Here is a 16,089-nt window from a genome sequence, read left to right as displayed (position 1 = left end):
TGATGGGCGTTCCGATGTTCAGCGCCGGGGGCTATACCGGCCATGGCGACAAGTTCGAACCGGCGGGGGTGGTTCACAAGGGCGAGTTCGTCTTTTCGAAAGAGACGGTGCAGCGCTTTGGTGCTGACAACCTCGCCAGACTCCACCAGAGCGCCCGTAGGGGCTATGCCAGCGGCGGGCTTGTGGGTGACACTGGCAAGGTGGCACGGGCCACCAGCGCGCGTTCTGTGGACTCTGTGAAGGTGCCCGCCCCGGTGGTGACGATCAACGCCCCGGTGACGGTGAATGCCAGCGGCGGCGATGCGATGCAGAACGCCGACCTTGCGAAACAGATCGCCAGCGAAATGGATGTGACCCTGCGGACGGTGGTGCAACAGGAACTGCAACGGCAGATGCGCCCCGGCGCCATGCTGAACCGTGGCAGGGTCTGAGACTCCATAGGAAGCCCGTATAACGGCCTCGTCTGGCGCCGGGTGCATCGGGTGCCCGGCGGGGCAGATGAGTCTGTGCGGGCTTCCTAGTGAGTCTGGCGCGGCACGGCGGGTTCTGGGGCCGGGTGGGTGGTTCTGGTGTGCTGGTTCGGGTGAACCGGGCGGGCCGTTCATATGAACCGGGGGAGGGAAGCGGGCGCAGCCCGCGACCGACCGGGGAAGGGTTTGTAATCAGAGCTTTCCGGCTTCATGTGAACCGGGGAAGGTATGGACGGGTTTTGCCCGTTACATGAAATACTTATAAGTATATTACTTAGAATGATCTTTAATACGGGCAAAACCCGTCCATCCTTTCCCCGGTTCCAGACTGGTTTACCTTCCTCGGTCATGATGCATGTAACGTGCAAAACCGGTCCATTACCCCCTTTGGCGCAGGGATTCTAGTAACGTGCAAAATACGTCCATATACATGTTTACTCGTATACCCGTTTCCGGTATGTTCTAGCTTATCCCATCGCAAGAGGTTGCCATGTCCTATATTCTGAAACTGCCCGCCGAACGCGGCGAACAACTGCGCCAGATCGCTGCGGCCAAGAACAAGACCGTGCCCGAGATCATCGGCGATTACATCCGCGCCGAGATCGACGCCCAGACCATCCCTGCCGACCTGCCCGGCGTGGAGGTCGAAACGACCCCTTCGGAACTGAAAATCATCATGCCCGGCTTTGAAGGCGCGGTGCCGCTGTCGCAGGTGCGCATCCTGACCAGCGCCCTGCGCCGGGCCGATGACGAAGCCGCGCCCGAGGGCAAGGAACACATTCGCAACCTGCGGGCCGGTATCGCGGCCTTGTCGGGGGTGTCGGTCAAGCGCATGGGTGGGGGCTTGAAGCTGGTTTCCCCGATCACGGGCCGCAAGTATCCCATGGCCTTCGGTGTCGCCGCCGATCTGGCCGACCAGATCGACCGGGCCACTGAATGAGAACAGGGGCCAGCGCGCCAACGCTGAACCCCTGCAAGGCCTTCTTATCACTGGAAAGAACATATGCGGAATCCCGCTGAATCACAAGACGAATACGAAGACGAGGAAGGCCGCATCTGGCCCGTTGTCAAGCTGACCCCCTATGACCGCCGCCGGATCGAACTGCGCGATCTGGAAGCCAAGCGCGATGCGATCCAAGCCAAGGGCGAACTGACCGCCGAAGACCAGACCCGGCTGGCCGTCCTGGCCCCTTTGATCGACAAGGCGCAGAAGCGTTTTGACCGCGAGGGCCAGCGGGCGCTGGATGACGTATCCCGCAAGCGCCGCGCGATTGACGAATACCGGGCCGGGGAAGGCCGCGAAGTATACAACGCCAAGCGCCGGGGCGTCAGGGATCAACCGAACGCCGATCTGTCGGAACTGACCCCGGACCAGAAGAAACAGCGCGAGTTGGACCAGAACGCAGACAGAAAATGGATGAAGCGCTGTCGCGCCGACAACTGGCCCGAGGCCCGCATACAGGCGGAACTGGTGGTGCGTATCCGCAGCCGCGAGGCCAAGCGGGCGGCGCAGGTGCAGGTGGACGAGGCCGAAGCAGAAATGCGGGCGAACCCGCTTTATGGTCTCTTCGGGTAAGTAGCTATCCAGCCAGATAGCTGTTTCCGGTCCTGAATGGCGCAATGTTCAGTAAGCACTTACTTTACAAGTAATTGAAAAATAACAGAAATATATGAAATTGCATCTTGCGCCGGGATTCCCGGTCTGTGTAGGTTCTGGGCATCGAACCAAGCACAAGGCCGAACCGATGCCGCTGTTTCTCTCTGATGACGCCTATTCCCGCCTGCTGGCCGATCTGGCCGGGGCCTTCATCGCCGCCACCAGCACGGGCGCCGATCTGCGCGACAAGTTGGCCGAAGCGCTGGCCGGTGCGGACGTGCTGCCCGAGGCCTGCCGGGGTGACTTCGTGGAAGGGGTGGCGGCGGCGTGATGGGGTGACGGGATGACGTAACGTCAACTGAATGTTCGCAAATTACTATATTGCATTACTAAGTAAGTAGTAATATGCCTTACTTCAGAAAGGAGACCACGCCATGCCAAACGCGAACGCAGAAGCCCAACGCCGCTGGCGGCAACGCCAGAAAGAGAAAAAGCAAGCTGAACTTACACAGGCCCCGACCGGCCTAGCCGATGTGCTTCAATCTCCATTCTACCAGTTCAAAGCCAAGCAAGAGCCATACGATATATCGTATGAATACGCGATGAGACTGGCCACATGGGCAGAGCCGCAAATGTTCCGCCTAGATGGCCCCTATCATCCGGACGATGAAGATGAGGACGACCCTCATTATGGTTTGAATGCGTCATATCGGCTTGCGGCGGAAACGGTTGGTAATCTGGTGACTGCTGCGCAGGCCTTGGCGCAAGACCTGAACGATTACCTGCGCGCAGAAGTCAAAGCCCGGCTGGCCGAGATCGAGGCTTCCGACCTGTCGGAACCCGATGCCAAGAAAGCCGCGCTGAAAGAGGCCGCGAGGCTGAACAAGATGCTGGACCAGCTTGAAAAGCAGGTTCGCTTGACCTTCCCGCAGTGGAAGGTGACTGGCTGAAAGTAGCCCTGAACCGTCATCCTGCGTCCGGTTCAGTAGTATCGGCAAGAGCGCCAGTCGCCAAACTCACACGCTCTTGCCGTAGCAGATACCCCGATGAACGGAGTGTCATCATGTCTAAAGCCTACAGTAACACCGCTTCGGCGGCAACGCCCGTCACGATCACGATGAACCGTGACTACTTCTATCGCTGGCTCAGTCAGATTCAAGGTTCCGATGATGAAGGCTGCGATGATCCCGACTTCGTCATTGACGAAGTGGATGAACGCAACTCGCCTTATTTTTTGGTTGAGGCATTTGCCGGAACCACAGAAGGCACGGTGATCGCCCGGCACCTTCGTGGTAGCGATAGGGTTAAGGTGACGATCCACGACCGCGATGGCTACCCCGATCTGACACTCATTGTGGGCGAAATGATCGACGAAACCCGCGCCGGTCTGAAAGGCGAGGTGGCATGATGATCTACAACGGCACTGTGACCATTCAGTTCTGCGGTCTGTCTATCCCTGTCGGGTTCGACATCCACGCGGAAACGCCGATTGACCAGAAAGAAGAACTGGTCCGCATGGCCGCTGTCCAGTGTGTCACTGACTTCTTCGCCGTCTATCGCGGTGGTCAATCTGAACCTGTGATCGAGGAAGGCGAGGCGGCCTGACCATCACCCAAGCGGGCGCCTTCACTGGCGCCCGTTTTTCTTTCCATCCCAAACGACATTCCCCGGCCCACGCGTATCAATAGGTATGCGGTTGACGCGCCGGGCTACTCCGAAGCCGAAAGCGTTGCGATCAGTCGGAAAGTGCGCGGGTCTATTCACACCCATCAACCCCGACATGGCACGGCGGCTGACTCCTAGCTGCGCGGTGCCGGGGCTGGACCGTGCAGCCCGAGGAACGGTAAGGGCGGGGCGAAAGCCTCGCCCTTTTCTTTCCATCCCAGCGAACAGATTCTGACAGTGACACTAAAGACTTGGGGTAACAACCCGAGTTTTGCCCATGTCAGCCCCCGTCACCCTGTCCGACCTGCACAAGATGCACCGTATGGCCGCCGCGCTTGTCGTGGCCGATCCGGTCTATCTGCCGGTCTTTGAGCGCATCGAACACGAACTGGCGGCCTATGAAGCCAAGAATGATGCAGTCAGCCGCGCCCGCGCCATTGCGGCCCGTCACAGGGCGGCGGCTTGAAGCAACTGTTGTTTCTGCTCCAGCGTCGCCCCATCGCCATAGCGTTCGCGTGTCAGCCGGTGGCCGAACAGATCGCGCCTGATCCGGTCATCAATGCCTGCCGCCAGCATGCGGTCTTCAAACGCATGGCGCAGCGAATAGAGCGTGTGATCGTCGCTTTCCATCAGGCCGTTTTCCCGCAGGAACTTGTTCACCGTCGCTGACAGGCTGGCGCTGCTTTCCCGGTAACGCGGAAACCCCTCGGGGAAGGCCCGCAGCGCTTCCAGCGACACGCCAAGCAGGGGGATTGTGCGCTTGGCATACTTGCTCTTGACCTGCCGTCCTTCGGGTTCAATCGCAATGTGCGGAACATTGTGATCCAGCCGGATCGTGTTCGCCGTCAGCGCGGCCAGTTCAGAGGGGCGGCAGCCGGTGTTCACCATGACAAGCAAGATCGCCCTAGCCTCGGGGTTCAGCCCGTCCAGCCCTCCCGGTGCCATCAGCTTTTCCCTGATCCACTTTGCAGTGAAGGGCGGGCGTTTCTTCGCGTCAGCTTCCTTGAAGGAAAGATCAGTCAGAGGCAGCACCAGCCCGAGGCGCTTCATGCGGTTCACGGTTTTCAGAATGTCGCCAAGGTGGATGAGATCCTTGTTCGCACTGTTCGGCGTCAAGTCTTCCTCTTCCAGCCGTTCCATCCACCAGTTGCGGAAATCCAGCATGTCATCGCCGGTAATGTCCTTCATGGCCTTGTCACCGACCACCGCGACGAAATTCTTCACCGCCTTGATGCGCGGGTTCTTCCAGCGCCGAAGCTGATCCTCTGACTTACCAAGGGTCTTATCCTTGGCCAGCGTCCAGTAAAGTTCCAGAGCCTTGCTGACCGTCAGGGGCGGTTCTTTGGCGCCCCCAAGCAGGGCCGCCGCTTCCAGCATGTCTGGGCTGTCAGGCTGATCTTTGAAGCCGGGCACGGCGGCGAACCTGTCGCGCAGTTCCTGCACTGGCAACTTCGCCACCTGATCGGCCCGCATGTAACGAAAGCCCCGCGCTTCGGCCAGATCACGGGCGGCGGCGAAGCGCTGTTCCGCATCGGTGGTGTCACCCGCCAGTTTCGCTTCCCATGCGGCGGTCATCTGTTCCCACGTTGCCGCTTCCTTGGTCTTGGCGACCGAAGGGGAATCCGTATGCAGGCTGATCCAGACGAAGGTTCGCGGCTCCACCGATGAGTAGCGCTTAGGCACCCGCTTGTAGAGGTAGAGCGTTCCCTTCACCGAACCGTCGCGCGTTGTGATCGCCATGTGCCTGCCCCCGGGAGTTCCTAGGCAGTGTAACACAGATTGTAATGCAAAATGTATAGCAGGTTTTGCGCCCAAGCAGCTAATGGTCCAGTGTTTCCCTTAGAAATCAAGGGCTTAACTGTCATCAACTAATTGTGAATGGCGGAGAGACAGGGATTCGAACCCTGGGTCGGCGCAAACCGACAACGGTTTTCGAGACCGCCGCATTCGACCACTCTGCCACCTCTCCGCGTCAGTGGGTCTTCGTGAGGCGGGGATTTAGCGAAGCTTCCGGGGGGTTGCAACCCCCCCTGTGCGACTTTCTTGCGAGTTTGTGACATGCGCGGCGAACCGTTCTGGATGCGACTTAATTCACACGACTGTGCGCGCCCGGATGCGGGCAGGGCGGTGGCGGTGCTTGGCAAGGGGCGCGGCAGGCATTAGCTCAGAGGGCAGGCTGCGATGCGACGCGGCTAGTGTGAGAGGATATGCGAATGGCCCAGCGGAATTTCCTGCATCTTGCGCTTGCCGCGCTGCTGGTGTCAGCCGGGGCAGGGATACCGGCACGGGCCGAAACTGCCCCGCCGGTGGTGCGGCCTGCCGTGCCGGGCGCAGGTGCCGAGGCGCAGGTGTTGCGGCTGGCCGAAACGCTGCAGATCGGCGGCGTGATCGAGGTCATGCGGCAGGAGGGCGTCGAATACGGTGCCACGCTGCGCGACGAGATGTTCGCGGGCAAGGGCGGGCCGGGCTGGGATGCCGCTGTGGCGCGGATCTATGATCAGAGCCGGATGCGGGCCGAATTCGATGCGGCGCTGGTCCAGGCATTGGCCGGGGCGCCGGGCGTTGTGGTGGAGGCGCAGGCGTTTTTTGGCGATGCGCGCGGCCAGAAGATCCTGGCGCTGGAGCTGGAGGCGCGGCGCGCCCTGCTGGACGATGCCACCGAAACGGCGGCACAAGAGGCCGCACGGCAGATGCAGGCCGACAGCACGCCACGGTTCGAGGCGCTCAGCCGCTTTGCCACCACCAATGACCTGATCGAGATGAATGTGATGGGCGCGCTGAACGCCAATCTCGCCTTCTATCGCGGGTTGTCGCAGGGCGGGGCCTTCGATACGGCGATGACCGAAGACGACATGCTGGCCGAAGTCTGGGCGCAGGAAGCCGATGTGCGGCAAGAGACGGAAGACTGGCTCTGGCCCTATCTGTCGCTCGCCTATGGCCCGCTGTCGGATGAGGAATTGCAGGCCTATACCGATTTTTCCGCCACGCCCGAGGGGCGGCAGTTGAATGCGGCAGTGTTTGCCGCCTTTGACGCGCTTTTCGTGCGGATCAGCGCAGAGCTGGGCCGGGCGGCGGCGCGGCAGATGCTGGGCGAGGATATCTGACGCGCCGCGCTAATTGTCGTAGCCGAGGCCGGTGATGCCGGTCTTGCGTTCCGGCCCTTCGGCATCGGGCCCCCAGCGGGTGATCACCGCCAGATCCATCAGCGGGAAATAGATCATCCGCCGCTTCACCAGCACTTCGCCATCGGCGCCGGTCACCCGATATTCGATCGGCATCACCGTGTAAGGGCAGCCCGAAATCACCACGTCTTGCAGCGGCAGATAGTCGTAACGCATCTGCACCGGCAGAGTGGCGACCGGGATTGTGGTCCAGTTCTGCTGCTGGGCAGAGACCTCGATCTTGCCCTTGCCGGTCCAGAAGGTGCCGGGGTTCGGGGTTGCAGGGGCGCCGCGCCCGGTGATTTCCAAACTGGCAAAGACCGCGCGCTTGTCGGCCAGAACTTCAGGCCCGGCGATGCGGCGGGCGAGGGGCTCGGACAGGGCGAAGATCTTGTAGCCCTCGGAAATGCTGTAGCCGGAAAGTGGCGTGCCATGGCCTTGGCCCTCGATCCCGGCCGAGATGCCATCGGAGCCCAGTTGCGCCCCGAAACTCCATGTGTCGCCGTTCTGGGTTTTCACACTCAGGCCATAGGTGGCGGCATCGGCGCCGGGGCAATCGGCGGCATGGGCGGGGCAGGCAAGGGCCAGCAGGGCAAGGCAAAGGGCGCGCAAGATCAAGACCTCTCAGGGAAACGGAGAGGAGTGTAGCGCTTGCCCGGCGCCATGCAATCACCCGTTCAGGGCAGGCGGGTGCGACCGTTCACAGGCGCTTGACAGGGCGCACCCGATCCCCGATAAGCGCGCATCCCGGATAGGCGCCGAGTCTGTCCGGGATATTTCTATTCATATCGTCCCGAATGGGGCGCGCTGTCCGAGGCGGGGAAACCCACGAACTCCGGTAAGGGGCCACAGGATGCGGAAACCTTGGAAGGAAAGACCCATGTTCGCGGTCCTCAAGACGGGCGGCAAGCAATACAAGGTGCAGGCTGGTGACATCCTGCGCGTTGAGAAACTTGCAGCCAATGCTGGCGACAAAGTCCAGTTCAACGAAATCCTCATGGTGGGTGGCGAGACCGTCACCGTTGGCGTGCCGACGGTTGCCGGTGCGGCCGTTCAGGCCGAAGTGATCGCCCAGATCAAGGCCGACAAGGTCATCCACTACGTCAAGCGTCGCCGCAAGCACAGCTCGCAGCGTACCAAGGGCCACCGTCAGCAACTGACCCTGCTGCGCGTGACCGAAGTTCTGGCTTCGGGCGCCGATGCGACGGGTGTTCTGGCTGCAACCGGCACTGCCGATGCACGTCGTGCCGCTCACAATGGTGGCGTTGCCGCCACTGCTGCTGAATAAGGAGTAACTTCCCATGGCACATAAAAAGGCAGGCGGTTCGTCCCGCAACGGTCGCGACTCGGCTGGTCGTCGTCTTGGTGTGAAGCTCTATGGTGGCCAGGCCGCCATTCCGGGCAACATCATCGTGCGTCAGCGCGGCACGACCTTCTTCCCGGGCAATGGCGTTGGCATGGGTGTGGATCACACCATTTTCGCCACCGTCGATGGCAAGGTTTCGTTCAAGAAGGGCCTCAAGGGGCGCACCTTCATTTCGGTCCTCCCGGTTGCGGAGGCGGCCGAGTAAGCCGAACCGTTACATCTGGAATGTAATACGGGGGTCGGCCGAAAGGTCGGCCCCTTTCCGCATTTTTGCCCTCAAACGGGCGGAAATGCGGGGCAAAACCGCGTGAAGCGAAGGAGATCCCTTGCCTCGCGCGGGGGTTGACCCCACCTCGGAAGGGCGGGGAGATGAGTATTCGTGCAGGGGGCGGCGTGCCGCACCCGACGCGCTTCGAAGGAGGGAAGCGATGAAGCTGGACGTGATTGCAAAGGATCAGGATTTCGCCGGGATCGCGGGCTTTGGCCAGATGACCGACGGAGTTATCGGTGCGGGGCGGTTCACGCTGCGTCCGGTCCGCAAATCCGATTCCGGGCTGTTTGCCATGTATGCGGGCGACCGCCGCGTGGCCGAGGCCACCCGCTCCATCCCTCATCCGCTGCCGCCGGGCGCGGCCGAGGCCTTCGTGACCCGCGCCATGAGCGGCAAGGGCGGTGAGGATGTCTGGGTGCTGGACGGATCGGCCCACGGGCTGGCCGAAGTGCTGGGCGTCATCAGCCTGAAGCGCATGGACGAAAGCAAATATGACCGGGGACAAAGCGAAATCGGCTATTGGGTCGCCCCTGCCTTCTGGAACACCGGCTTCGCGTCCGAGGCGGTGCGGGCGCTGATCGCGGCCAATCCGCAGGGCAACCGCACGATCTTTGCCGAGGTGTTTCAGGACAATCCGGGGTCTGCCCGTGTGCTGACCAATGCGGGCTTCCAGTATCTGGGCGACGCCGAAACCTTCAGCGTGGCGCGCAATGCCTGCGTGCCGACCTGGACCTATATCCGCAAGCTGGACTGAACAGCCGGGCGGGGCCCCAAAGCCCCGCCCGCACGAGGAGTGACCATGCAGATCCGCGACGCGGGCCCCGCAGATGCCGCTGGCATCGCCGAAATCTACAACGACGCCGTGCGCCACACGACCGCCATCCTGAACGAGGGCGAAGTGGATGCGGCGAACCGTGTCGCATGGATGCAGGCGCGGCAGGCGATGGGCTATCCGGTGCTGGTGGCGGTGGCGGGCGACCGGGTGCTGGGCTACGCCAGTTTCGGCGACTGGCGCCCGTTTGACGGGTTCCGCGCCACGGTGGAACACTCGATCTACGTTCACGCCGACGCACGCGGGCAGGGTCTGTCGCGCCAGCTGATGCAGGTGCTGATGGATCGGGCGCGCGCTTTGGGCAAGCATGTGATGGTGGCGGGCATCACCTCGGAAAACACCGTGTCGCTGGCGTTGCACCGCAAGCTGGGCTTCACCCAATCCGCCCATATGCGCGAGGTTGGCCAGAAATTCGGCCGCTGGCTGGACCTGATCTTCCTGGAACTGCGGCTTGATCCGCGACCACACCCCTAATCTGCCTGCAAATGCAGGCCGCGCTTGAACCCGGAGCGTTCCGGGGCTATCGCCATTTCCCATATCTTTCCCGAAGGGCCACGTCTGATGAAATTCCTCGACCTCTGCAAAGTCTATATCCGCTCGGGCGGCGGCGGGTCGGGCTGCGTCTCGTTCCGGCGCGAGAAGTTCATCGAATTCGGCGGGCCGGATGGCGGCGATGGCGGCAATGGCGGCTCGGTCTGGGTCGAGGCGGTGGACGGGCTGAACACGCTGATCGACTTCCGTTATCAGCAGCATTTCTTCGCCAAATCGGGTCAGCCCGGCATGGGCAGCCAGCGCACCGGCAAGACCGGCGATGATATCGTCCTGCGCGTGCCGGTCGGCACCGAGATCATCGACGAGGACGAGGAAACCGTCATCGCCGACCTGACGACCATCGGCCAGCGTGTGCTGCTGGCCAAGGGCGGCAATGGCGGCTGGGGCAACCTTGCGTTCAAATCCTCGACCAACCGTAGCCCGGCGCGCGCCAATCCGGGGCAAGAGGGGGTCGAACGCACCATCTGGCTGCGGCTGAAACTGATCGCCGATGCCGGGCTGGTGGGCCTGCCCAATGCCGGGAAATCGACCTTCCTCGCTGCCGTGTCGAACGCACGGCCCAAGATTGCCGATTACCCGTTCACCACGCTGGTGCCGAACCTTGGGGTGGTGGGGATCGACGGGCATGAATTCGTGATGGCCGATATTCCGGGCCTGATCGAAGGCGCCAGCGAAGGCCGGGGTCTGGGCGACCAGTTCCTTGCCCATGTCGAACGCTGCTCGGTGCTGCTGCATCTGGTGGATGGCACGTCGTCCACCATCACCAAGGATTACCGCACCATCGTGCACGAGCTGGAGGCCTATGCCGAAGAGCTGGCCGACAAGCCGCGCATCCTTGCGATGAACAAGATCGACGCGCTGGACAAGAAGACGATCTCCACCCGCAAGCGCGCGTTGGAAAAGGCGAGCGGCGGGCCGGTCTATCTGATTTCGGGCGTGTCGCAGGAAGGCCTGCTGGATGTGCTGCGCGCGATCCATGCCGAGATCATGGCGGATCGCAAGGCCCAGCAGCCTGTGGAGATTGCGCCGTGGCAGCCCTGATTCCCCTTGCGGCGCCCGATGTGCGCGCGGCCAAGCGGCTGGTGATCAAGATCGGGTCGGCCTTGCTGGTGGACCGGGCGAAGGGTCTGAAACAGGGCTGGCTGTCGGCGCTGGCGATGGATGTGGCCGAGGCGAAGGTGCGCGGCGCCGATGTGGTTCTGGTGTCCTCCGGCTCGATCGCGCTGGGGCGGATCGTGCTGGGCCTGCCCGCTGGGCCGCTGACGCTGGAACAAAGTCAGGCGGCGGCGGCGGTCGGGCAGATCCGGCTGGCGCGGGCTTACGAGGAAGTTCTGGCGCCGCATGGCATCACCACCGCGCAGGTTCTGGTGACGCTGGAAGATACCGAGGATCGGCGCCGCTATCTGAACAGCCGCGCCACGATGGAAACGCTGCTGGGGCTGGGCGTCGTGCCGATTGTCAATGAAAACGACACGGTGGCGACGGATGAGATCCGCTACGGCGACAATGACCGGCTGGCGGCGCAGATCGCGGTGACGGTGGGGGCGGATCAGCTGATCCTGCTGTCGGATGTGGACGGGTTCTATTCGGCCAATCCGAAAGAAGACCCGACGGCGCAGCGCTTCGATCTGGTGGATGTGATCACGCCCGAGATCGAGGCGATGGCGGGCGACCCGATTTCCGGCCTGTCGAAAGGCGGCATGAAGACCAAGCTGCTGGCGGCCAAGACTGCCGTTGCGGGGGGCTGTGCCATGGCGATCATGGAAGGCTCGGTCCTGCGACCGCTGAAGGCGCTGGCCGAAGGCGCGAACCGGACGTGGTTCGTGGCGCAGGCCGATCCGCAACTGGCGCGCAAGCGCTGGATCAATGCGATGAAGGACAAGGGCCGGGTGCGCGTCGATGCCGGCGCGGTTTCGGCGCTGCGATCAGGCAAGAGCCTGCTGCCGGCGGGTGTGGTCGCGGTGGAAGGCCAGTTCGGGCGGGGCGAGCCGGTGGGCATCGTCGGGCCGGATGGCGCGGCGCTGGGGCGCGGGTTGATCCGCTATACCTCGGACGAGGCGCGGGCGATTGCGGGGCACCGCTCGGGCGATATTGCGGGGATTCTGGGCTATGAGGGCCGGGCCGCGCTGATCCACCGGGATGATATGGTCGTCTGACGGCGGACCGGGGGCCAGCCCCCGGACCCCCGGAGTATTTTAGCCAGGATGAAGGGGCTTTCGGGATGGAAGATGTAAGCAAGCTGATGCGCAAGATCGGGGTTGCGGCCCGGGCAGCGGCGGCGGAGCTTGCCTTTGCGCCAGCCGAGGCCAAACAGGCGGCGCTGGAGGCGGCGGCGCGGGCGGTGGAGGCGCGGCAGGCCGAGATCATTGCCGCCAATGCGCAGGATATGGCGTTCGGCGCGGCCAAGGGGCTGAGCCCGGCGATGATGGACCGCCTGACGCTGGATGCCGGGCGGATTGCCGGGATCGTGGACGGCTTGCGCGCGATTGCGGCGCAGCCCGATCCGGTGGGGCGGGTGCTGGCGGAATGGGACCAGCCGACGGGGCTGCATATCCAGCGTGTCGCGACGCCCCTGGGGGTGATCGGCGTGATCTATGAAAGCCGCCCGAATGTGACGGCGGATGCCGGGGCGCTGTGCCTGAAGGCGGGCAATGCGGTGATCCTGCGCGGCGGGTCGGAAAGCTTTCATTCCTCGACCGCAATCCATGGCTGCATGGTGGAAGGGTTGCGTGCGGCGGGCTTGCCGGAGGCGGCGATTCAGCTTGTGCCGACGCGCGACCGGGCGGCGGTTTCGGCCATGTTGCAGGCGGTGGAGTTCATCGACGTGATCGTGCCGCGCGGCGGCAAAGGCTTGGTGGGGCTGGTGCAGGCCGAGGCGCGGGTGCCGGTTTTCGCGCATCTGGAGGGCATCTGCCACGTTTATGCCGATGGCGATGCCGATCTGGAAAAGGCGCGGCGTGTGGTGTTGAACGCCAAGACGCGACGCACCGGCATCTGCGGGTCGGCGGAATGTCTGCTGATCGACCGGGCGTTCTATGCCAAGCATGGCGCGGTGCTGATCGAGGATCTGCTGGCGGCGGGTGTCGAGGTGCGGGCCGAAGGCGAACTGGCGCAGATCCCCGGCACGGTCTCTGCGCAACCCGATGATTTCGGGCGGGAATTTCTGGACATGATCATCGCGGCCAAGCTGGTGGATGGCGTGGATGGCGCAATTGCGCATATCCGCCGCTATGGCAGCAGCCATACCGAAAGCATCCTGACCGAGAATGACGCCACCGCCGCGCGCTTTTTCCAGCGGCTGGATTCGGCGATCATGATGCGCAACGCCTCGACCCAGTTTGCCGATGGTGGCGAGTTTGGCATGGGGGCCGAGATCGGCATTGCCACTGGCAAGATGCACGCGCGCGGGCCGGTGGGGGCGGAGCAGTTGACCAGCTTCAAATATCTGGTCACCGGCGATGGCACCTGCCGGGCGTAACGCCCGGTTCAGAAGCCGAGCCGGATTTCGCCCTCCTGGATGTCCACCTGCAGCGTGCTGCCTTGGCGGGCAAGCTCGTCCGGCAGGAGGGCGAAATGCACCTGTGCGGGGGTGATGGGATAGCTGGCTGCGGGGTTCGACAGCACCTCCCACAGGGCGGGATCTACTTTCATCTTGCGGGCCAGGCCATTGATCTGCCAGCGGGATTCATCGTGCTCCACCGTGATGCGGCCCCCGAAGGCCATGGCGGTTTCGAGGCACAGGATCAGCAGGAAGGCCAGCTTCACCTCGCGCCGGGGCAGATCGGCGGGGCCGGACCAGTCGATGGTCAGGCGGCCCCCGCGGGTCAGATCGGCGAGAATGGATTGCACCTCGGCGCGGCCGATGCGCTGATCGGTGCCGCTGGCGCCGAAGGCGATTCGGAAAAAGCGGATACGGGCATTGGCGCTGGCGACGCTTTCGGCGATCAGCGTGATCTCGGGGCCTTTGGTCAGGCCGTCCATGATCAGCAATTCCACACCATTGCCGATGGCGCCGATCGGGCTGATAAGATCGTGGCAGATTCGGGATCCGAGCAGGGCGTTGATGTCGTAGCGGTCTGGCATGGGGGCTCCGGTTGCGGGGCGCGGAAGGGGACACGGGGATGAACCAGGGACTGAACGCACTACTTGAACCTGGCATGATGGTCCGGCATCCGCAGGAAGCGGATTGGGGCCTTGGTCAGGTTCAATCGAAGATCGGCACGCGCATCACGGTCAATTTCGAGCACCGCGGCAAGGTGGTGATCGACGGCACGCAGGTCATGCTGATGCAGGTCTTCGACTACTGACACAAGGATAGGGGCAGGCGCGCGGCGGATTCAACCCTCGATTGACCAAGGCTGCGGCGACTGTGGTTTTCCGGCCAATGGCTTGCGCGACGCGACGCGGCCCCCTAAGAGCGGGCAAACGGATGCCAGAGGGAGACCGGCAGGCATGACGGCGGAGGACACCGCGTTCGAGTTGCGCCTTGCGGCGGATGCCCGCGACCTGCGGGCGGCACAGCGGCTGCGCTATGAGGTTTTCGTGGGCGAGATGGGCAGTGATGGCCCGTTGGTGGACCATGTCGCGCGGCTGGAATGTGACGAATTCGACGCGATCTGTGATCACCTGCTGTTGATAGATCGCCGCAAGGATACCGCACAACTATCTGATGTTGTTGGGGTTTACAGGCTTCTGCCGGGGGATCGTCTGGCGCCGGGGCAGCGGTTCTATTCGGAAAGCGAATATGATCTTGCGGCGCTGCGCGGCTCGGGTCGGCGGCTGCTGGAGCTGGGGCGGTCTTGCGTGCATCGGGACTATCGGGGCGGGTCGGCGATGATGTTGATGTGGAACCGGCTGGCCGATTATGTGCTGGAGGCGGGGGTGGAGCTGATGTTCGGCACGGCGTCCTTCCCCGGCACGGATGTGGCGCGGTTGGCGCAGCCTTTGGCCTATCTGTGGCAGAACCATCTGGCGCCGGAAAATCTGCGGGCGGTGGCGCGGCCAGAGCATCGGGCCGAGATGGATGTGTTGCCGCCGGGGGCGATTGACCGGCGGGCGGCGATGCAGGCCACCCCGGCGCTGATCAAGGCCTATCTGCGGCTGGGGGGCTTTGTCGGTGACGGGGCCTGGGTGGACCATGAGTTCAATACGACAGACGTGCTTCTGGTGATGGATACGGTGCGGATGTCGGCCAAGCACCGCGAATATTACGTTCGAAAACATGGGGATACCGCGTGAGCAATTGGCAGGCGGAGCGGATGGAGCCCTTTCGCATCAGCCCCCTTGGCTGGGGGCTGGTGGCGCTGCGGGGGGGCGCGCTGGCGGTGGTGACCTATGGCTGCCTGCTGCTGTTCCTGCTGGTGCGGCTGGTGGAGCGACCGTTGTTCGGGCTGTCGCGGCCGGTCACGCCGCGGATCACGCAATTCGTGTGCCGGGCCGGGCTGTTCATCATGGGGTTTCGCTACAAGCTGACCGGGCGACCGATGGCGGAGCCGGGGGCGATTGTCGCTAACCATGTGGGATGGCTGGATATTTTCTCGCTCAACGCGGCGGATCGGGTGTATTTCGTCTCGAAGGACGATGTGGCGGGCTGGCCGGGGATCGGGATTCTGGCGCGGGTGACGGGGACGGTGTTCATCACGCGCAAAAGCACCGAGGCCAAGCGGCAACAGGAAATGATGGAAGAACGGCTGCGTGCCGGGCATCGGCTGCTGTTCTTCCCCGAGGGCACCTCGACCGACGCGATCCATATGCTGCCGTTCAAGACACCGTTATTTCAGGCTTTTTTCACCCACGGGATGGAGCGGGTGATGCATATCCAACCGGTGACGGTGATCAGCGAGGCGCCGCCCGGGCGCGACCGGCGCTATTATGGCTGGTGGGGTGACATGAGCTTTGCCGGGCATCTGTTGCAGGTGCTGGCGACGCCGCGACAGGGGCGGATCGAGGTGATTTTCCACCCGCCGGTTCCGGTGGACGGCTTTGCGGACCGCAAGCAACTCGCCGCCTATTGCGAGCGGGTGATCCGCACCGCCCATCCGCATGTCGGGGCGGAATGAGCCGAAAATGGGGGGGTGACATCGGTACACCCCCTGTGTGTGGTGTCACATGGTTTGCAAGGGTGATGACAGATGGTTTGATTACGGAAGAGGGCGGGGGTCCGCAGGTTATCCCG

General features: G+C 63.2%; 21 protein-coding genes, 1 tRNA gene and 1 pseudogene. 19 read left to right on the top strand and 4 right to left on the bottom strand.

Annotation, left to right across the window (positions count from 1 at the left end; genetic code table 11):
* From BMX43_RS19995 to BMX43_RS11365, 8 genes and pseudogenes are all read left to right on the top strand, one after another.
* Window positions 1-431: pseudogene (locus tag BMX43_RS19995) on the top strand (phage tail tape measure protein); the annotation flags it as partial.
* Between the two features lie 529 nt (window positions 432-960).
* A complete protein-coding gene (locus BMX43_RS11395) occupies window positions 961-1,410 on the top strand; it encodes a hypothetical protein (protein WP_091301418.1) in 450 nt (149 codons plus the stop codon).
* A 63-nt stretch (window positions 1,411-1,473) separates the two neighbouring features.
* Window positions 1,474-2,046: a hypothetical protein gene (locus tag BMX43_RS11390; protein ID WP_091301415.1), complete on the top strand. Its 573-nt coding sequence runs from the start codon at window positions 1,474-1,476 to the stop codon at window positions 2,044-2,046.
* Between the two features lie 169 nt (window positions 2,047-2,215).
* Window positions 2,216-2,398, top strand: coding sequence for a hypothetical protein (locus tag BMX43_RS11385; RefSeq protein WP_139201569.1), 183 nt, complete (start codon window positions 2,216-2,218; stop codon window positions 2,396-2,398).
* A gap of 103 nt (window positions 2,399-2,501) precedes the next feature.
* Window positions 2,502-3,017 carry a hypothetical protein gene (locus BMX43_RS19500; protein ID WP_139201568.1) on the top strand — a complete coding sequence of 172 codons (516 nt, stop codon included), beginning with the start codon at window positions 2,502-2,504 and terminating at the stop codon, window positions 3,015-3,017.
* A gap of 113 nt (window positions 3,018-3,130) precedes the next feature.
* The gene (locus tag BMX43_RS11375; RefSeq protein ID WP_139201567.1) at window positions 3,131-3,475 is read left to right on the top strand and encodes a hypothetical protein; all 345 of its coding nucleotides are present in this window, start codon (window positions 3,131-3,133) and stop codon (window positions 3,473-3,475) included.
* Window positions 3,472-3,672, top strand: coding sequence for a hypothetical protein (locus tag BMX43_RS11370; protein WP_091301407.1), 201 nt, complete (start codon window positions 3,472-3,474; stop codon window positions 3,670-3,672). The genes BMX43_RS11375 and BMX43_RS11370 overlap by 4 nt, the downstream gene beginning before the upstream one ends.
* 337 nt (window positions 3,673-4,009) lie before the next feature.
* Entirely contained in the window at window positions 4,010-4,198 is a 189-nt protein-coding gene (locus BMX43_RS11365; RefSeq protein WP_091301405.1) for a hypothetical protein, read from the top strand.
* Here the strand turns inward: BMX43_RS11365 and BMX43_RS11360 are convergent.
* Together BMX43_RS11360 and BMX43_RS11355 are read right to left on the bottom strand one after the other, a co-directional pair.
* Complete coding sequence (locus tag BMX43_RS11360) at window positions 4,180-5,472, bottom strand: tyrosine-type recombinase/integrase (protein ID WP_091301403.1); 1,293 nt, start codon at window positions 5,470-5,472, stop codon at window positions 4,180-4,182. The two genes, BMX43_RS11365 and BMX43_RS11360, sit on opposite strands and share 19 nt — an antisense overlap.
* A 139-nt stretch (window positions 5,473-5,611) precedes the next feature.
* Window positions 5,612-5,701 (bottom strand) — tRNA-Ser (locus tag BMX43_RS11355).
* 244 nt (window positions 5,702-5,945) lie between these two features.
* Here BMX43_RS11355 and BMX43_RS11350 point away from each other — a divergent pair.
* Window positions 5,946-6,836 carry a DUF2059 domain-containing protein gene (locus BMX43_RS11350; RefSeq protein ID WP_091301400.1) on the top strand — a complete coding sequence of 297 codons (891 nt, stop codon included), beginning with the start codon at window positions 5,946-5,948 and terminating at the stop codon, window positions 6,834-6,836.
* Window positions 6,837-6,845: 9 nt separating this feature from the next.
* Here BMX43_RS11350 and BMX43_RS11345 read toward each other — a convergent pair whose 3' ends face one another.
* Window positions 6,846-7,511, bottom strand: a complete 666-nt coding sequence (locus BMX43_RS11345; protein WP_091301398.1) for a hypothetical protein — start codon at window positions 7,509-7,511, stop codon at window positions 6,846-6,848.
* 262 nt (window positions 7,512-7,773) lie between these two features.
* On the opposite strand from BMX43_RS11345, the gene rplU reads away from it, so the two are divergent.
* From rplU to BMX43_RS11310, 7 genes are all read left to right on the top strand, one after another.
* Window positions 7,774-8,181, top strand: coding sequence for a 50S ribosomal protein L21 (rplU, locus tag BMX43_RS11340; protein ID WP_091301396.1), 408 nt, complete (start codon window positions 7,774-7,776; stop codon window positions 8,179-8,181).
* 13 nt (window positions 8,182-8,194) lie between these two features.
* Window positions 8,195-8,464 carry a 50S ribosomal protein L27 gene (rpmA, locus tag BMX43_RS11335; RefSeq protein ID WP_091301395.1) on the top strand — a complete coding sequence of 90 codons (270 nt, stop codon included), beginning with the start codon at window positions 8,195-8,197 and terminating at the stop codon, window positions 8,462-8,464.
* Between the two features lie 283 nt (window positions 8,465-8,747).
* Window positions 8,748-9,284 carry a GNAT family N-acetyltransferase gene (locus BMX43_RS11330; RefSeq protein ID WP_091301495.1) on the top strand — a complete coding sequence of 179 codons (537 nt, stop codon included), beginning with the start codon at window positions 8,748-8,750 and terminating at the stop codon, window positions 9,282-9,284.
* Window positions 9,285-9,329: 45 nt separating this feature from the next.
* Window positions 9,330-9,836, top strand: a complete 507-nt coding sequence (locus BMX43_RS11325; protein WP_091301392.1) for a GNAT family N-acetyltransferase — start codon at window positions 9,330-9,332, stop codon at window positions 9,834-9,836.
* Window positions 9,837-9,923: 87 nt separating this feature from the next.
* The gene (obgE, locus tag BMX43_RS11320) at window positions 9,924-10,955 is read left to right on the top strand and encodes a GTPase ObgE (RefSeq protein ID WP_091301390.1); all 1,032 of its coding nucleotides are present in this window, start codon (window positions 9,924-9,926) and stop codon (window positions 10,953-10,955) included.
* Complete coding sequence (gene proB, locus BMX43_RS11315; RefSeq protein ID WP_175482090.1) at window positions 10,943-12,070, top strand: glutamate 5-kinase; 1,128 nt, start codon at window positions 10,943-10,945, stop codon at window positions 12,068-12,070. The genes obgE and proB overlap by 13 nt, the downstream gene beginning before the upstream one ends.
* A 65-nt stretch (window positions 12,071-12,135) precedes the next feature.
* Entirely contained in the window at window positions 12,136-13,392 is a 1,257-nt protein-coding gene (locus BMX43_RS11310; protein WP_091301387.1) for a glutamate-5-semialdehyde dehydrogenase, read from the top strand.
* An 8-nt stretch (window positions 13,393-13,400) separates the two neighbouring features.
* Here the strand turns inward: BMX43_RS11310 and BMX43_RS11305 are convergent, their stop codons facing one another.
* The gene (locus BMX43_RS11305; protein WP_091301385.1) at window positions 13,401-13,997 is read right to left on the bottom strand and encodes a histidine phosphotransferase family protein; all 597 of its coding nucleotides are present in this window, start codon (window positions 13,995-13,997) and stop codon (window positions 13,401-13,403) included.
* A gap of 38 nt (window positions 13,998-14,035) precedes the next feature.
* Between BMX43_RS11305 and BMX43_RS11300 the strand changes: the two genes are divergently transcribed.
* The 3 genes from BMX43_RS11300 (at window position 14,036) to olsA (ending at window position 15,973) form a co-directional block, all read left to right on the top strand.
* Window positions 14,036-14,221, top strand: a complete 186-nt coding sequence (locus BMX43_RS11300) for a DUF3553 domain-containing protein (protein ID WP_091301383.1) — start codon at window positions 14,036-14,038, stop codon at window positions 14,219-14,221.
* Between the two features lie 145 nt (window positions 14,222-14,366).
* Window positions 14,367-15,152 carry an L-ornithine N(alpha)-acyltransferase gene (gene olsB / locus BMX43_RS11295; protein ID WP_091301381.1) on the top strand — a complete coding sequence of 262 codons (786 nt, stop codon included), beginning with the start codon at window positions 14,367-14,369 and terminating at the stop codon, window positions 15,150-15,152.
* A complete protein-coding gene (gene olsA / locus BMX43_RS11290; protein ID WP_091301379.1) occupies window positions 15,149-15,973 on the top strand; it encodes a lyso-ornithine lipid O-acyltransferase in 825 nt (274 codons plus the stop codon). The genes olsB and olsA overlap by 4 nt, the downstream gene beginning before the upstream one ends.
* Window positions 15,974-16,089: the final 116 nt, after the last annotated feature.

Origin of the sequence: Gemmobacter aquatilis (assembly GCF_900110025.1) — a bacterium.
Lineage (GTDB): Bacteria > Pseudomonadota > Alphaproteobacteria > Rhodobacterales > Rhodobacteraceae > Gemmobacter > Gemmobacter aquatilis.
This window is presented reverse-complemented; position numbering and strand designations above follow the sequence as displayed.

What these genes read in the sequence shown, in the direction of transcription:
- BMX43_RS11370 (WP_091301407.1), top strand. Translation starts at nt 3,472, where the DNA reads ATGATGATCTACAACGGCACTGTGACCATTCAGTTCTGCGGTCTGTCT.
- BMX43_RS11350 (WP_091301400.1), top strand. Translation starts at nt 5,946, where the DNA reads ATGGCCCAGCGGAATTTCCTGCATCTTGCGCTTGCCGCGCTGCTGGTG.
- rplU (WP_091301396.1), top strand. Translation starts at nt 7,774, where the DNA reads ATGTTCGCGGTCCTCAAGACGGGCGGCAAGCAATACAAGGTGCAGGCT.
- BMX43_RS11395 (WP_091301418.1), top strand. Translation starts at nt 961, where the DNA reads ATGTCCTATATTCTGAAACTGCCCGCCGAACGCGGCGAACAACTGCGC.
- BMX43_RS11300 (WP_091301383.1), top strand. Translation starts at nt 14,036, where the DNA reads ATGAACCAGGGACTGAACGCACTACTTGAACCTGGCATGATGGTCCGG.
- BMX43_RS19500 (WP_139201568.1), top strand. Translation starts at nt 2,502, where the DNA reads ATGCCAAACGCGAACGCAGAAGCCCAACGCCGCTGGCGGCAACGCCAG.
- rpmA (WP_091301395.1), top strand. Translation starts at nt 8,195, where the DNA reads ATGGCACATAAAAAGGCAGGCGGTTCGTCCCGCAACGGTCGCGACTCG.
- BMX43_RS11360 (WP_091301403.1), bottom strand. Translation starts at nt 5,472, where the DNA reads ATGGCGATCACAACGCGCGACGGTTCGGTGAAGGGAACGCTCTACCTC.
- BMX43_RS11365 (WP_091301405.1), top strand. Translation starts at nt 4,010, where the DNA reads ATGTCAGCCCCCGTCACCCTGTCCGACCTGCACAAGATGCACCGTATG.
- BMX43_RS11325 (WP_091301392.1), top strand. Translation starts at nt 9,330, where the DNA reads ATGCAGATCCGCGACGCGGGCCCCGCAGATGCCGCTGGCATCGCCGAA.
- BMX43_RS11385 (WP_139201569.1), top strand. Translation starts at nt 2,216, where the DNA reads ATGCCGCTGTTTCTCTCTGATGACGCCTATTCCCGCCTGCTGGCCGAT.
- BMX43_RS11390 (WP_091301415.1), top strand. Translation starts at nt 1,474, where the DNA reads ATGCGGAATCCCGCTGAATCACAAGACGAATACGAAGACGAGGAAGGC.
- obgE (WP_091301390.1), top strand. Translation starts at nt 9,924, where the DNA reads ATGAAATTCCTCGACCTCTGCAAAGTCTATATCCGCTCGGGCGGCGGC.
- BMX43_RS11330 (WP_091301495.1), top strand. Translation starts at nt 8,748, where the DNA reads ATGACCGACGGAGTTATCGGTGCGGGGCGGTTCACGCTGCGTCCGGTC.
- BMX43_RS11375 (WP_139201567.1), top strand. Translation starts at nt 3,131, where the DNA reads ATGTCTAAAGCCTACAGTAACACCGCTTCGGCGGCAACGCCCGTCACG.
- BMX43_RS11310 (WP_091301387.1), top strand. Translation starts at nt 12,136, where the DNA reads ATGGAAGATGTAAGCAAGCTGATGCGCAAGATCGGGGTTGCGGCCCGG.
- olsB (WP_091301381.1), top strand. Translation starts at nt 14,367, where the DNA reads ATGACGGCGGAGGACACCGCGTTCGAGTTGCGCCTTGCGGCGGATGCC.
- BMX43_RS11305 (WP_091301385.1), bottom strand. Translation starts at nt 13,997, where the DNA reads ATGCCAGACCGCTACGACATCAACGCCCTGCTCGGATCCCGAATCTGC.